Annotated in this window: 12 protein-coding genes; 9 read left to right on the top strand and 3 right to left on the bottom strand. The window is 59.5% G+C overall.

All coding sequences use genetic code 11. The features are described from left to right. Window positions 1-110: 110 nt before the first annotated feature. The 6 genes from dsbC to JFT81_RS14505 all read left to right on the top strand — a co-directional run bounded on the left by dsbC (window position 111) and on the right by JFT81_RS14505 (window position 6260). Window positions 111-842 carry a bifunctional protein-disulfide isomerase/oxidoreductase DsbC gene (dsbC, locus tag JFT81_RS14530; RefSeq protein ID WP_201146512.1) on the top strand — a complete coding sequence of 244 codons (732 nt, stop codon included), beginning with the start codon at window positions 111-113 and terminating at the stop codon, window positions 840-842. 131 nt (window positions 843-973) lie between these two features. Next, window positions 974-2278 (top strand): homoserine dehydrogenase, encoded by a 1305-nt coding sequence (locus JFT81_RS14525; protein WP_201227832.1) that lies wholly within the window; start codon window positions 974-976, stop codon window positions 2276-2278. A gap of 109 nt (window positions 2279-2387) precedes the next feature. Continuing rightward, complete coding sequence (gene thrC, locus JFT81_RS14520) at window positions 2388-3797, top strand: threonine synthase (RefSeq protein WP_201227831.1); 1410 nt, start codon at window positions 2388-2390, stop codon at window positions 3795-3797. Window positions 3798-3917: 120 nt separating this feature from the next. Continuing rightward, window positions 3918-5288 (top strand): transporter substrate-binding domain-containing protein, encoded by a 1371-nt coding sequence (locus tag JFT81_RS14515; protein ID WP_201227830.1) that lies wholly within the window; start codon window positions 3918-3920, stop codon window positions 5286-5288. A 117-nt stretch (window positions 5289-5405) separates the two neighbouring features. Then, window positions 5406-5813, top strand: a complete 408-nt coding sequence (locus JFT81_RS14510; RefSeq protein WP_201227829.1) for a DNA-binding protein — start codon at window positions 5406-5408, stop codon at window positions 5811-5813. A gap of 165 nt (window positions 5814-5978) precedes the next feature. Continuing rightward, window positions 5979-6260 (top strand): DUF3509 domain-containing protein, encoded by a 282-nt coding sequence (locus JFT81_RS14505; RefSeq protein WP_201227828.1) that lies wholly within the window; start codon window positions 5979-5981, stop codon window positions 6258-6260. 176 nt (window positions 6261-6436) lie between these two features. Here the strand turns inward: JFT81_RS14505 and JFT81_RS14500 are convergent, their stop codons facing one another. Next, entirely contained in the window at window positions 6437-7363 is a 927-nt protein-coding gene (locus JFT81_RS14500; protein WP_201227827.1) for a TIGR02285 family protein, read from the bottom strand. Then, entirely contained in the window at window positions 7344-8543 is a 1200-nt protein-coding gene (locus JFT81_RS14495; protein WP_201227826.1) for a CaiB/BaiF CoA-transferase family protein, read from the bottom strand. The genes JFT81_RS14500 and JFT81_RS14495 overlap by 20 nt, the downstream gene beginning before the upstream one ends. Before the next feature lie 145 nt (window positions 8544-8688). Here JFT81_RS14495 and JFT81_RS14490 point away from each other — a divergent pair, with 145 nt between their 5' ends. The 3 genes from JFT81_RS14490 to JFT81_RS14480 all read left to right on the top strand — a co-directional run bounded on the left by JFT81_RS14490 (window position 8689) and on the right by JFT81_RS14480 (window position 12373). Then, entirely contained in the window at window positions 8689-9231 is a 543-nt protein-coding gene (locus JFT81_RS14490; protein WP_007908961.1) for a YaeQ family protein, read from the top strand. Window positions 9232-9286: 55 nt separating this feature from the next. Further along, the gene (recJ, locus tag JFT81_RS14485) at window positions 9287-10996 is read left to right on the top strand and encodes a single-stranded-DNA-specific exonuclease RecJ (RefSeq protein ID WP_201227825.1); all 1710 of its coding nucleotides are present in this window, start codon (window positions 9287-9289) and stop codon (window positions 10994-10996) included. Between the two features lie 270 nt (window positions 10997-11266). Continuing rightward, window positions 11267-12373 (top strand): NADH:flavin oxidoreductase/NADH oxidase, encoded by a 1107-nt coding sequence (locus JFT81_RS14480; protein ID WP_201227824.1) that lies wholly within the window; start codon window positions 11267-11269, stop codon window positions 12371-12373. A 207-nt stretch (window positions 12374-12580) separates the two neighbouring features. On the opposite strand, the gene JFT81_RS14475 is transcribed toward JFT81_RS14480, so the two are convergent. Beyond that, window positions 12581-14209 (bottom strand): glucan biosynthesis protein D, encoded by a 1629-nt coding sequence (locus JFT81_RS14475; RefSeq protein ID WP_201227823.1) that lies wholly within the window; start codon window positions 14207-14209, stop codon window positions 12581-12583. Window positions 14210-14591 lie beyond the last annotated feature (382 nt).

Here is a 14591-nt window from a genome sequence, read left to right as displayed (position 1 = left end):
ACCGTGACCTTATGTGTTAGGCTTTGCCGGTTTGCACGATGGACGGTTGTGACCCGGTGTTTCGACACGGGCGTTCTGACCGTTTCATTTGTCCGCCTTCAGGAGTTCTCATGCGTCTGACCCAGATTTTCGCCGCCGCAGCCATTGCGTTGGTCAGCACCTTTGCCGTCGCCGATGACGCGGCCGACAAAGCCATTCGTAAAAGCCTGGAAAACCTCCAGCTCGAAGTCCCGGTAGAGACCATCACCGCCAGTCCGCTGCCAGGCATGTACGAAGTCAAACTTAAAGGCAGCCGCGTGCTCTACGCCAGCGCCGATGGCCAGTACATCGTTCAGGGCTACCTGTTCCAGCTCAAGGACGGCAAACCGGTCAACCTGACCGAGAAGACCGAACGCCTGGGCGTCTCCAAACTGGTCAACGCCATTCCGGTCGCCGAAACCGTGGTCTACCCGGCTATCGGCGAGACCAAATCGCACATCACCGTGTTCACCGACACCACATGCCCGTACTGCCACAAGCTGCACGCCGAAGTGCCTGAGCTGAACAAGCGCGGCATCGAAGTGCGTTATGTAGCGTTCCCGCGCCAAGGCCTCGGCTCGCCGGGTGACGAACAACTGCAAGCCGTGTGGTGCTCGAAAGACAAGAAAGCCGCCATGGACAAAATGGTCGATGGCAAGGAAATCAAGGCCGCCAAGTGCGAGAACCCGGTTTCCAAACAGTTCGCCCTCGGTCAGTCGATCGGCGTGAACGGCACACCGGCCATCGTTTTGGCCGACGGACAAGTCATTCCGGGCTACCAGCCTGCGCCACAAGTCGCCAAACTGGCGCTGGGCGCGAAGTAATTCGCATCGTCACGGTCAACCTTTGACGATCATGGCTCGGCAGCAGCATTGCCGGGCCATTAATAGAGAACCGCGAGCACGCGGTTGTTTTCCGGCCGACCCTGCGTCGGCCGTTTTATGGGGAGTTCACAGTGAATCCGGTCAAAGTAGGCATCTGTGGGTTAGGGACCGTCGGTGGCGGTACCTTCAACGTACTTCAGCGCAACGCCGAGGAAATTGCTCGTCGTGCCGGGCGTGGGATCGAAGTGGCACAAATTGCCATGCGCACGCCAAAGCCTCAGTTCCAGACGACCGGTATTGCGATTACCAACGATGTCTTCGAAGTGGCCACAAACCCTGAGATCGACATCGTCATAGAGCTGATGGGCGGCTACACCGTTGCCCGCGAGCTGGTACTCAAGGCCATCGAGAATGGCAAGCATGTGGTCACCGCGAACAAGGCTCTGATTGCCGTTCACGGTAATGAAATTTTCGCCAAGGCACGCGAGAAAGGCGTGATCGTGGCGTTTGAAGCGGCTGTGGCCGGTGGCATTCCGGTGATCAAGGCGATCCGTGAAGGTCTGTCTGCCAACCGCATCAACTGGGTGGCCGGGATCATCAACGGCACCGGCAACTTCATCCTCACCGAAATGCGCGAGAAGGGCCGTACGTTTGAAGACGTGCTGGCCGAAGCGCAAGCGCTGGGTTACGCCGAAGCCGATCCGACCTTCGACGTTGAAGGCATCGATGCCGCGCACAAACTGACGATTCTGGCGTCCATTGCGTTCGGTATTCCGCTGCAATTCGACAAGGCTTACACCGAAGGCATCACCAAGCTGACCACCGCTGACGTCAACTATGCCGAAGCGCTGGGCTATCGCATCAAGCACCTTGGTGTGGCGCGCAGTACGCCTGCCGGCATCGAGTTGCGCGTGCACCCGACGCTGATCCCGGCCGATCGTCTGATCGCCAACGTCAACGGCGTGATGAACGCGGTGATGGTCAACGGTGACGCCGCCGGTTCGACGCTGTTCTACGGCGCCGGCGCTGGCATGGAGCCTACCGCTTCGTCGGTGATCGCCGATCTGGTCGACGTGGTTCGCGCCATGACCTCCGATCCGGAGAACCGTGTGCCGCACCTGGCCTTCCAGCCAGACTCGCTGTCGGCCCATCCGATCCTGCCGATCGAAGCCTGCGAAAGCGCTTACTACCTGCGCATTCAGGCCAAGGATCATCCGGGCGTACTGGCTCAGGTGGCGAGCATCCTCTCGGAGCGCGGCATCAACATCGAGTCGATCATGCAGAAGGAAGTCGAGGAACACGACGGTCTGGTGCCGATGATCCTGCTGACCCACCGCGTGGTCGAGCAGCGCATCAACGATGCAATCACCGCTCTGGAAGCCCTGGCCGGCGTCAATGGTCCGGTTGTGCGGATCCGCGTCGAGCACCTGAACTAAACAGAAGCAGCTGCAAGCTTCGAGCGGTAAGCGGCAAGAGAAAAGCAGTCTGGCTTTTACTTGCAGCTTGTAGCTCGTAGCTTGAAGCTCAAACCGAAGGTTTGAAAACATGCGTTATATCAGTACCCGCGGCCAGGCACCGGCCCTGAATTTCGAAGACGTCCTGCTGGCTGGTCTGGCGACCGACGGCGGTCTGTACGTCCCGGAAAACCTGCCACGTTTCACCCAGGAAGAAATCGCTTCGTGGGCCGGCCTGCCGTATCACGAGCTGGCCTTCCGCGTCATGCGCCCGTTTGTGACCGGCAGCATCCCTGACGCCGATTTCAAAAAGATTCTTGAAGAAACCTACGGCGTGTTCGCCCACAGTGCCGTCGCGCCGCTGCGTCAGTTGAACGGCAATGAATGGGTGCTGGAGCTGTTCCACGGCCCGACCCTGGCGTTCAAGGACTTCGCCCTGCAACTGCTCGGTCGTTTGCTCGACTACGTGCTGGAAAAACGCGGCGAGCGCGTTGTCATCGTCGGCGCCACCTCCGGTGATACCGGTTCGGCCGCCATCGAAGGCTGCAAGCACTGCGAAAATGTCGACATCTTCATCCTGCACCCGCACAACCGTGTGTCCGAAGTGCAGCGTCGCCAGATGACCACGATTTTCGGCGAGAACATCCACAACATCGCCATCGAAGGCAACTTCGATGACTGCCAGGAAATGGTCAAGGCGAGCTTCGCCGACCAAAGCTTCCTCAAAGGCACGCGTCTGGTGGCGGTGAACTCGATCAACTGGGCGCGGATCATGGCCCAGATCGTTTACTACTTCCACGCAGCGCTGCAGTTGGGCGGCCCGGCGCGTTCGGTATCGTTCTCGGTGCCGACCGGCAACTTCGGCGACATCTTCGCCGGTTACCTGGCGCGCAACATGGGCCTGCCGATCAACCAGTTGATCGTCGCCACCAACCGCAACGACATCCTGCACCGCTTCATGAGCGGCAACCAGTACGTCAAGGAAACCCTGCATGCCACGCTGTCGCCGTCGATGGACATCATGGTGTCGTCGAACTTCGAACGTCTGCTGTTCGACCTGCACGGTCGCAACGGTGCGGCGATTGCCGGCCTGATGGACTCGTTCAAGAAGGACGGCAGCTTCAGCGTCGAGCAGGAGCGCTGGACCGAAGCGCGCAAACTGTTCGACTCGCTGGCCGTGGACGATGCGCAAACCTGCGAAACCATCGCCGAAGTCTACGAGCAGACCGGCGAAGTGTTGGACCCGCACACCGCCATCGGCGTTAAAGCTGCACGCGAATGCCGTCGCAGCCTGGACATCCCGATGGTGATCCTCGGTACGGCCCACCCGGTCAAATTCCCGGACGCGGTGGAAAAAGCCGGTGTAGGAAAAGCTCTCGAACTACCTGCACATCTTTCTGATTTGTTTGAGCGAAATGAGCGTTGCACCGTTCTGCCAAACGAGCTGAAAGCCGTGCAAGCCTTTGTCAGCCAGCATGGCAACCGCGGCAAGCCGCTTTAAGCCAGCAAAAGCTGTCACATTTTGAAGCCCGTCTCCTGACGGGCTTTTTTGTTTCTGCTGCCACACTGCTCGGGTTTTCACCCACGAAGGACGGGTGAGTCGATCACGAAGGAAGTGGCAATGTGGTTTTTTCGAGATGTTAAGCCGGCGCTTGGCTGGCTGTTTGTATTGGCAATGCTGGGGTTCGTGCGCTGGGGTGTGGCGGCACAGATGATGCTGCATGATGCCGGGGGCAGCAGGGTTCAGCCCATCGAGCTGGAGCCCGAGGAGCAGCAATGGATTCGTGATAATCCGCGGGTCATCGTCGCGTCCGTGCAGTATCCGCTGTACCTGTTCCAGGATGAGCATGCGCACTGGAGCGGCTTGAACAACGATGTGCTCCAGCGCATCAGTGCGATGACCGGTTTGCAGTTCGTGCATCAGGAATCGTTTTCCACCGATCACATGCTTGCACGACTGGAGAACGGTGAAGCCGACATGAGCACGACGTTAGCCATGAGTGATGAGCGCAAAGTCTATCTGGACTTCAGCCATGCCTTTGGCGGAGCCGGCTGGGTGTTTGTCGGGCGGGTCGGGGAGCCGCAGGTGCAGTCGCTGGAGCAGTTGGCCAAGCGCGTGTTGGTATTGCCAAGTCGTCACGCACTGGAAGGCATCATCCGGCGCGACTACCCATCGATCGAGATTCGCTCAGTCAAAACCTACGGCGAAGCCCGAGCATTGGTCGAAAGCGGTGAGGCTTACGCCACCATTGAAAACGAGATCGGCGCGCAGTTGTTCCCCTCAGGATTGCTCAGGGTCGGAGAGCTGCTGGAGGGCAAGTGGGAGGCCGATCACCTGGCTGTGCGCAAAGGTCAGCCAAAGTTGTTGAGCATCCTCAACAAGGCACTCGAGGCATTTCCGGCGCATGAACTGCGTGCGATCCGGCTGAAATGGCTGGACGGTGTTGCGCCGATCCCGACGCCCACGGTCTGGCAGCGGATTGCCGGTTGGGGGTGTTGGGCGATGGCGGTCATGGCCATTTTTGGTTTGTTGTCACTGATCTGGAATCGTCGCTTGAGTGCCGTGATCAAAGAACGCTGCAAAGCCGAAAAAGAACTCGGCGACCAGTTGGCCTTTCAGCATGCATTGATTGAGTCGATGCCCGATCCGATCTTCGTCCGCGACCTGCAAGGGCGGTTGATCATGTGCAACCGTAGCTATGAGGAGGCGCTCTCGATCCGCTTCCACGAAGTACAGGGACGATCACTGATCGAAGCCGACACGCTGCCTGGGGCGACCGCGCGGATGCTGCATGACGAGTTCATGCAGCAAGTACGCACGCGCAAGATGCGCTTCTGCAGGCGTCAATTGCAGTTCAAAAACGGGGCGCGCGAGATCTACCAATGGACCGTGCCGTTTTACAGCGCCGATGGCCAATTGCGCGGTCTGCTCGGCGGCTGGACGGACACTGGCCAGCGGCCGCTGGAAAGTGGCAGCCGATGTCTGCAGTGAAGTTGGGAAAAGTCCTATACGACGTGAGTCCTTTTCCGATGGGAGGCTGAGGACGGCTGCCCTAGAGTGAACGGTACCTGCGGTGAGAGTCCGCGCTTGTCGCTTCAGAGGCCGCCCATGCGTTCACTCAAAGTCCTGATACTTGAACACAACCCGTTCCAGCTGATGGCGCTGCACCAGATGTTCAACGCCGTCGGCATTTATAACGTGCTGACGGCGCCGTCACTGGCGTCGGCGGTGTGTTCGCTGGGGCATTGCGGAGCTGTCGATATCGCAATCTGTAATCCGCAGCTAAAGGGTGGCGATGGCATCGCGCTGATCCAGCACTTGGCTATAGGGCAACAGTCGCGAGCACTGATCCTGCTGGGCGCCGTCGCACCGAGTGTGTTGGACGATCTCGAGACGTTGTTGCACGCCCATGAACTGAAACTGCTCGGACGCCTGCAAACGCCGGTATCGGCCGTGTTGATGCGAGGCTTGCTGGACAACTACCTGAACGCGCTGCAGCAGCCGGACGGAGCCTGAAGCATGGTTATTTTTACTGTCATCTTCGCCGTGCATGCTCCGACAGACCGGTAACGCTCCAGGGAGGGAGCAATCGGCAGGCAGAACTTTCTTCTCGGGCCGGTGGTCATTTACTGTGAACACGCCCCAGGCACTATGTTTTCGGACTATTGAGTGGAGATCGAGATGGAAAGTATCAGTCTATTGCTCGGTGAGGCTCTGAGCCCGTATCAAGTGACGTTGACCCCTCGCGGCAGCCATGGCGAATGCCTGGTCAGCCTGAAGAACAGCAACGGCGCCATTGTGGTCGAACGCGAATTCAACCAGGCGCAGTTGAGCGACAAGCGCTTGTTGACCGACGTCGTCGACGGTCTGCATCGCGACGTGCTGATCGCCGAAGGGCGGCTGGAACCCTGTGTGATCGCGGCATTGCGCAACGCAGCTCTGGACAAACGTCCTGCGCTGTAAAGATGAAATATTTTTTGTGGGAACCTTCCTGCGTCCCTGTCAGTCAGACTCCATAACAGCAGGATCAAGCATTGTGCTCCGGTGCTTGTCGCTTGCTGCTACGGGTCTTTATGTAGACCACGTTTAACCCCGAGTCGTCTCCCCACTTCTCGGGGTTTCTTTTGTCCGGCGTTTGCCTATTGCGTGGCCTGCTGTTCGAAAAACAGCCGTGCCTCTTCGAGATAGTCCGCTTGGCGCTCGGGATTCAGCCACGCGGCATACAGCTGATTCAAATGTTCGTGGGGCAGGGTGCGCAGCAGTTGATTGATCTCGCTGATGGCCTGACGTCCCAATGTGGTGTCGGAACAAGCGACATATCCCGAGAGATATTTCCCGGTGCCCTTAATGGGATAGAACTCCAGCTCATCCTCGGCGATCTGCGCCTGCTTGGCCTGATAGCGGATTTCCGGCCAATAACCCAGCACCACCTGCAAGCGCCCCAGGCGCTGCATCGACAGTAGATTGGTCAATGCATCGTTGCCGTAATGCGCCGTCAGCGCAGCGCTCGGCGCCTGATGCAGGATATTGTCGAGAAACTCACCGTAGCTGCGTTCGGCGACAACACCGACTTTTCTGTCGCCACCGGCCAGCAGCGCCGAGAGGTCGACTTCGCCATCCACCAAATAAGGTTTGAGCACTGCCCGATCTTGCTGACGGACCACCAGGCCATTGCTCACCGCGCGAATCGCCGGGATCGAGTACGCCACCCACTGCGCCCGCTCCTTGTTCCACAACAACGCAGGGTCGCAGGCGAACGGGTTTTCGTGGAGCATCTGCAAGCCACGGGCACGATTGACGCGCATCAGCGTGTGTTCGTACTGGGGCATGCCGGCGATCAGCATCGGCATCAATTGATCGATCACCCCCTGACCTTTTTTCGGGCCTTCGAAAATCGTCAGGGGCGGCAGGTCGCGCAGCAGCCATATCAATGTTGGTTTCGCCTGCGCCCAAGCCGGCAGGGCCAGCAAAAGCAACAGGCCGAACAGGCGCCACGGCCACCCGTGGTGGGCGCGGTTGGCGTGCGATGTCGGCCGGCGTTTCAGCTTAAATGGCTCCGTCTTCACGCAAGCGGGCGATCTGTTGCTCGTCGTAGCCAAGATCGTTCAGTACCTGCGCATTGTGTTCACCGAGCTGCGGTCCGACCCATTCGGAAGAGCCGGGTGTCTCAGAGAGTTTCGGCACGATGCCCGGCATCTTGAAGTCCTTGCCTCCCGGCAGCTTGGCTGACAGGAACATTTCCCGGGCCAGGTACTGCGGATCGCTGAACATGTCCTCGGCGCTGAAGATTCGGCTGACCGGTACTTCGGCCTGATTAAGCAGGTCGAGCACTGTTTGCAGCGGCTGCGAATTGACCCAGCGATCGATCACGCCGTACAGCTCGTCGCGGCGACTGTCGCGTCCGTCGTTACTGGCCAGCATCGGATCGTTGGCCAGATCATCGCGGCCGATGATCAGCATGAAGCGCTTGAAGATCGCATCGCCATTGGCGCCGATCTGCACATGCTTGCCGTCGGCGCTGGTGTGAATAGAGGAGGGCGTGATGCCGGGCATGATGTTGCCGGTGCGCTCGCGGATAAAACCGAACACGTCGAACTCCGGCACCATGCTTTCCATCATCGCGAATATCGCCTCATACAACGCCACGTCGACCACCTGACCGGTGCCGCCGTTGACCTCGCGATGCCGCAGCGCCATCAGCGCGCCGATGACGCCCCACAGCGCGGCAATCGAATCGCCGATGGAAATGCCGGTGCGTACCGGTGGTCGGTCCTCGAAACCGGTGATGTAGCGCAGGCCGCCCATGGATTCGCCGACCGCGCCGAACCCCGGCTGATCTTTCATCGGCCCGGTTTGACCGAAACCGGACAAACGCACCATCACCAGTTTCGGGTTCAGGGCGTGCAGGGTTTCCCAACTCAGGCCGAGTTTTTCCAGCACGCCGGGGCGAAAGTTTTCGATGAGGATGTCGGCTTCGCCGAGCAATTTTTTCAGGATCGCCAGACCATCAGGATGCTTGAGGTTGAGCGTCAGCGACTTCTTGTTGCGCGCCTGAACGAACCACCACAACGATGTGCCTTCATACAGTTTGCGCCACTTGCGCAGCGGATCCCCGCCGTCCGGCGATTCGATCTTGATCACTTCGGCGCCGAACTCGCCACAAATGCGTGAGGCAAATGGCCCGGCGATCAACGTACCTAACTCGATGACTTTCACGCCGCTGAGCGGCTTGTTGGAAAACGGCATGCTGAATCCTGTAGGACAAGGCTGAGCGATACAGCGTTTTAACATAGCCGGCTGTCAGGCGCCGCAGGTTGATTGCCATCAATTCGATGATTGCCTACCGCATCGGTTAGACTTGCCGACTTTCCTCGTATCAAGAAGCCCGTTCATGGCCCAGCCTTCGACCACCTACAAGTTTGAACTGAACCTCACCGACCTCGACCGCAGCGTCTACGAGAGCGTCAAGCAGACCATCGCCCGTCACCCTTCGGAGACCGAAGAGCGCATGACCGTGCGGCTGTTGGCCTACGCCCTCTGGTACAACGAGCAGTTGTCGTTTGGTCGTGGTCTGTCAGACGTGGATGAACCTGCGCTGTGGGAAAAGAGCCTGGACGACCGCGTTCTGCACTGGATCGAAGTCGGTCAGCCTGACGCCGATCGCCTGACCTGGTGCTCGCGTCGCACCGAGCGCACCAGCCTGCTCGCCTACGGCAGCCTGCGTGTGTGGGAAACCAAGGTGATCCCGGCGATCAAGAACCTGAAGAACGTCAACATCGCCGCAGTCCCGCAAGAAGTGCTGGAGACTCTGGCCAAGGACATGCCCCGCGTTATCAAGTGGGACGTGATGATCAGCGAAGGGACGATCTTCGTTACCGACGACCGTGGTCAGCACGAAGTCCAGTTGCAATGGCTGCAAGGTGAGCGCGGCTGATCCCGCGCCTTTAACTGATTAATCCCACGTATTAAAGAGAAGTCTCCGTCACCCCATGCGTATCGAACCTCGTCAACTGCCTGCCACTCTGCCCTTTCTGGGTGATATTCCGCCGCTGCTGACCCGCTTGTATGCGGCGCGGGGCGTGCAGTCCGAGGCAGAACTGGACAAGAGCCTGGCGCGGTTGATCCCGTTTCAGCAGCTCAAGGGCATCGACGCGGCGGTGGACTTGCTGGTGACGGCGCTGGAGCAACGCCAGCGCATTCTCATCGTTGGCGACTTCGATGCGGACGGTGCGACGGCCAGCACGGTCGGCATGCTCGGTTTGCGTTTGCTAGGTGCCGCGCACGTTGATTATCTGGTGCCGAACCGCTTCGAATACGGCTACGGCCTGACCCCGGAAATCGTCGAAGTCGCGATGACCCGCGATCCGCAGTTGCTGGTAACTGTCGACAACGGTATCTCCAGCGTCGAAGGCGTGGCTGCCGCCAAGCGTCATGGGCTGAAAGTGCTGATCACCGACCACCACTTGCCCGGTGATGAGCTGCCGCAGGCCGATGCGCTGGTCAACCCGAACCAGCCAGGCTGCGAGTTTCCGAGCAAGGCACTGGCCGGCGTCGGGGTGATTTTTTATGTGTTGATGGCGTTGCGCGCGCGTTTACGCAGCCTCGGCTGGTACGAGAACAAGCCGCAGCCGAACATCGGCGAGCTGCTTGATCTGGTAGCGCTGGGCAGCGTCGCCGACGTGGTGCCGCTGGACGCCAACAACCGGATTCTGGTGCATCAGGGGCTGGAGCGGATTCGCGCCGGGCGTGCGCGGCCGGGGATCAAAGCGATCCTTGAAGTCGCCAAGCGTGACGCAACCCGCATCACTTCGACGGATCTGGGTTTTATCGTCGGTCCGCGCCTGAACGCCGCCGGGCGTCTGGATGACATGAGCCTGGGCATCGAATGCCTGCTCACCGCCGACGCCAATCTGGCCCGGGAAATGGCCGCGCAACTGGACGGCATGAACCAGGATCGCAAATCCATCGAGCAAGGCATGCAGCGTGAAGCGCTGGCGCAGCTCAAGGACTTGCCGGTGGAGTCGATGCCGTTTGGTCTGTGCCTGTTTGATGCGGAGTGGCACCAAGGGGTGATCGGCATCCTCGCGTCGCGCATGAAGGAGCGTTATTTCCGTCCGACCATTGCCTTCGCCGATGCTGGCGACGGCTTGCTCAAGGGCTCGGGGCGCTCGGTGCAGGGTTTCCATATTCGCGATGCCTTGAGCGTGGTGGCAGCGCAGCATCCGCACCTGATCGCCAAGTACGGCGGTCACGCGATGGCCGCTGGTCTGACCTTGCCGCAAGAGAATTTTGCGCTTTTCGCCGAGGCCTTTGACGCTGAAGTGCGTAGGCAACTTCGCGAGGAAGACCTGACCGGGCGCCTGTTGACCGATGGCACGCTGGCGGTTGAGGAATTCCACCTCGAACTGGCCCGCGCCCTGCGCCATGCCGGGCCTTGGGGCCAGCACTTCCCGGAGCCGTTGTTTCACGGTGTGTTCCAGTTGGTCGAGCAGCGCGTGGTTGGTGAGCGACATCTGAAGGTGGTGCTGAAGAGCGAGTGTGGCTCGGTAAAACTGGATGGCATCGCGTTTGGTATCGACCGGGATATCTGGCCGAATCCGACGATTCAGTGGGTTGAGCTGGCGTATAAGCTCGACGTTAACGAGTTTCGTGGTAACGAGACTGTTCAACTGATGATTGCCCACATCGAACCGCGTTGACGCCATTCGCAAGCAGGCTCGCTCCCACAGGGATAGGCATTCCCGAATGTGGGAGCGAGCCTGTTCGCGAAAGCACCCTTTCACACGCTGAATCACTCTGAACCCTCCCTCATCCCCCGTTGTCGACTAGGCTCTAAGCACTGCTTGATTGGCCTTGTGACGTCTTGTCGAATTTTTTGCCCGCGGGGGCGGGTGCTGCACCTTTTCCTGTCACTCGTCGACTTTTCAAACAGAACCCTGGAGCCTGCCCACTGATTTGAGAGGTGCCCCATGAGTCTGCTGCTTGAACCCTTCACTCTGCGCCAACTGACCCTGCCCAACCGCATCGCCGTATCACCCATGTGCCAATACTCCAGCGTCGACGGCCTGGCTAACGACTGGCACCTGGTGCACCTCGGCAGCCGCGCGGTGGGCGGTGCCGGCCTGATCTTCACTGAGGCCACCGCGGTCACCGCCGATGGCCGGATCACCGCCGAAGACCTCGGCCTGTGGAACGATGCACAGATCGAACCACTGCAACGCATCACCCGATTCATTACCTCCCAAGGCGCGGTTGCCGGCATTCAACTGGCTCACGCAGGGCGCAAGGCCAGCACCCATCGGCCGTGGCTCGGCAAACATGGCAGCGTCAAACCCGATGATGGCGGCTGGACACCGGTCGGGCCGTCGCCGATTGCCTTTGACCCACAACACACACAGCCAAAACAGCTCGATGAAGGCCAGATTGCTGAAGTCATTCAGGCGTTTGTCGATGCCGCGAAACGTGCGCTGACGGCGGGTTTCAGTGTCGTCGAAGTGCATGCTGCCCATGGTTATCTGCTGCATCAGTTTCTGTCGCCGTTGAGCAACCAGCGCCGTGACCAGTACGGCGGCTCGTTCGAAAATCGCATCCGTCTGGTGCTGCAAGTGACTGAAGCGGTCAGGGCGGTTTGGCCGGAGGAGTTACCGGTGTTTGTTCGCGTCTCGGCCACTGACTGGGTGGAGGATGGCTGGAATCCGGATGAAACCGTGGAGCTGGCGCGACGCCTTCACACCCTTGGCGCGGATCTGATCGATGTGTCGTCGGGCGGCACTGCTGCCAACGCAGAGATCCCGGTCGGGCCGGGTTATCAGACGCGCTTTGCCGAGCGCGTACGCAAAGAGTCAGGCATCGCCACCGGCACTGTGGGAATGATTACCGAGCCGGCGCAGGCCGAGCACATTTTGCGCACCTGCCAGGCCGACATCATCTTCCTCGCCCGCGAGCTGCTGCGTGATCCGTACTGGCCGCTGCATGCCGACGATGATCTGGGTGGACGCAAAGCGGTGTGGCCGGCGCAGTATCAGCGCGCGACGCATCGGGATCAGCCGATTCATGAGTCTGATTTGCGCGATTAAGTCAGTAGCGATGAAGCAAAAAGCCCCGGGCAGTGATGGCCGGGGCTTTGTTTTTTGTCTGCTGAATGTTGTTTTGCCTGGGCCTCCTTCGCGAGCAGGCTCGCTCCCACATTGGTGCAATGCCGGTCATGACTTTTGTGGTCGACCGAGATCAACTGTGGGAGCGAGCCTGCTCGCGAAGAGGCCCGCCCAAGCGCTAGAGAACCCTCAAGGGTATTTGCGCTTATCCGGCGCCGGCGGGAAGTACTGGTACAACCACGTCTCGCTCAACGTACGATCGTTGGTGCGGATAAACAACCGCAGCTCCACCGGCTCAACGCTGTCATTGGTCGGGTACCAGTCAAACAGAATCCGGTAACCCTTGATGTCATCCAGCACCAGCACGCTGAAGTCCTGCACCTTGCCGTTCGAGCAGGTGATCACTGGCTCAATCCCGGTACCCGCTGGCAAGCGGTCGAGGCCTCCACCGGTGAAGTCCACGGCAAAACGACGCGCCCAGACTGGCGGGTAATGCTCGCCCGGTGCCCAGCCTTCAACGAAACCGCCCATGCCGGAACGGGTCGCCTGTACTCGCGCCAACGGCGTGCTCACCGGAGGCAAAGCGCTCCAGTAAAGCTTGTAGCCGTAGTTCAGCGAATCACCGGCAGCGACCGGTTTTTTCGGTGTCCAGAACGCGACGATGTTGTCGAGGGTCTCGCCAGTCGTAGGAATTTCCAGCAGATCGATCGAGCCTTCGCCCCACGCGGTGGTCGGTTCTACCCACAGGCTTGGGCGCTTGCTGTACCAGTCCACGGTGTCCTGATAGTTGGCGAACTCGTGGTCGGTCTGCACCAGGCCGAAACCTTTCGGATCGGTGTCGGCAAACGCGTTGAATTGCAGGGTCGCCGGGTTGTTCAGCGGGCGGCAGATCCACTCGCCATTGCCGCGCCACATGGCCAGACGATCCGAGTCATGGATTTGCGGGTGAATGGTGTCGCACATGCGGCGTTCGTGGGTGCCGCAGCTGAACATGCTGGTCATCGGCGAGATGCCCAGTTGTTCGATGGCAGTGCGCGCATTGATGTGCGCGTCGATTTCCATCACCACGCGCTCGGCCTGGCAATCGATGTCGAAGCGGTAAGCGCCGGTTGCACTCGGCGAGTCGAGCAAGGCGTAGACCACAAAACGCGTGGCGTTCTGGTCCGGCGTCTCGAACCAGAACTTGGTGAAGTCAGGGAATTCTTCGCGCTTCTTGGCATAAGTGTCGATCGCCAGACCGCGCGCGGAGAGGCCATATTGGCCAGTCGCATCCACCGCGCGGAAATAACTGGCGCCGAGGAACGACACCACGTCATGGCGATCCAGTTCCGGGGCCTTGAACAGTTTGAAACCGGCAAAACCCAGGTCGCCTTTCAACTGTTGAGTGTCGACCGAGGTGTTCTCATAATTGAAGAGCGCCGGACGGAAATGCACCTCGCGGGCGGTTCGGGTCTTAGGATCGACGCTGTACATGCGCACCGGCTGACGGAACCCCATGCCGACGTGGAAGAACTGCACGTCGAGCTGACCCTTGTTCTCCTTCCACAACGAATGCTCGCCGTCGTAGCGGATTGCATTGAAGTTTTGCGGGGTCATGGTCGCCAGCGTCGGCGGCAGCACCTGTTTGGTGTCCTGATAAGCACTGCCAGCGAGTTGCTTGGCCTGGCGCTTCAATGCTTCGAAGTCAAACGCCTGTGCCTCACCATCAGCGGCGCCGCCATTGGCAGCCCACGCACGGGTGGCCAGCAGGCCGGTGGCCGAAAGACCGGTGTAAGCCGCAATGGCCATGGACGCTTTGAGCAAATTCCTGCGGTGCATAAATACAACCTGTCGTGTGCAATCCCGCGCCCTTCCTGGCACGTGCTGGATCAGAAATAACGGTTCGGACAAGCCTTCGGCCAAACGCAACGGACTATAAACAGATGCCGGCTAGCTTAAACCGTTCGCTCGCAATGCAAAATTCGTTGATTCATTGCGTGAGTGTGTCAATGAAACAAGACATGTCGGTTAAAAATCTGACAGGACGTTCTGATTTACACGGCATATCTGCTTTTCTCGACTAATTACTCTAAAAATCGCTTTTCAGCGCCGAATTAATTTCTATTCTATGAGCATGACCGGCGCGACCCATTTAGCCGGCAGGGCACACGGCGCTGCTGTAAGGGGCAGGACGATGTGGTGTTTAAGCAATTCTTTGCAG

Origin of the sequence: Pseudomonas sp. TH43 (assembly GCF_016650635.1) — a bacterium.
In the GTDB taxonomy this organism is placed as follows: Bacteria; Pseudomonadota; Gammaproteobacteria; order Pseudomonadales; family Pseudomonadaceae; genus Aquipseudomonas.
Note: the sequence above shows the minus strand (reverse complement) of the source record. Positions and strands in the feature narration are given on the sequence as shown.

What these genes read in the sequence shown, in the direction of transcription:
- JFT81_RS14490 (WP_007908961.1), top strand. Translation starts at nt 8,689, where the DNA reads ATGGCCCAGCCTTCGACCACCTACAAGTTTGAACTGAACCTCACCGAC.
- JFT81_RS14475 (WP_201227823.1), bottom strand. Translation starts at nt 14,209, where the DNA reads ATGCACCGCAGGAATTTGCTCAAAGCGTCCATGGCCATTGCGGCTTAC.
- JFT81_RS14510 (WP_201227829.1), top strand. Translation starts at nt 5,406, where the DNA reads ATGCGTTCACTCAAAGTCCTGATACTTGAACACAACCCGTTCCAGCTG.
- JFT81_RS14505 (WP_201227828.1), top strand. Translation starts at nt 5,979, where the DNA reads ATGGAAAGTATCAGTCTATTGCTCGGTGAGGCTCTGAGCCCGTATCAA.
- recJ (WP_201227825.1), top strand. Translation starts at nt 9,287, where the DNA reads ATGCGTATCGAACCTCGTCAACTGCCTGCCACTCTGCCCTTTCTGGGT.
- JFT81_RS14480 (WP_201227824.1), top strand. Translation starts at nt 11,267, where the DNA reads ATGAGTCTGCTGCTTGAACCCTTCACTCTGCGCCAACTGACCCTGCCC.
- JFT81_RS14495 (WP_201227826.1), bottom strand. Translation starts at nt 8,543, where the DNA reads ATGCCGTTTTCCAACAAGCCGCTCAGCGGCGTGAAAGTCATCGAGTTA.
- dsbC (WP_201146512.1), top strand. Translation starts at nt 111, where the DNA reads ATGCGTCTGACCCAGATTTTCGCCGCCGCAGCCATTGCGTTGGTCAGC.
- JFT81_RS14515 (WP_201227830.1), top strand. Translation starts at nt 3,918, where the DNA reads ATGTGGTTTTTTCGAGATGTTAAGCCGGCGCTTGGCTGGCTGTTTGTA.
- thrC (WP_201227831.1), top strand. Translation starts at nt 2,388, where the DNA reads ATGCGTTATATCAGTACCCGCGGCCAGGCACCGGCCCTGAATTTCGAA.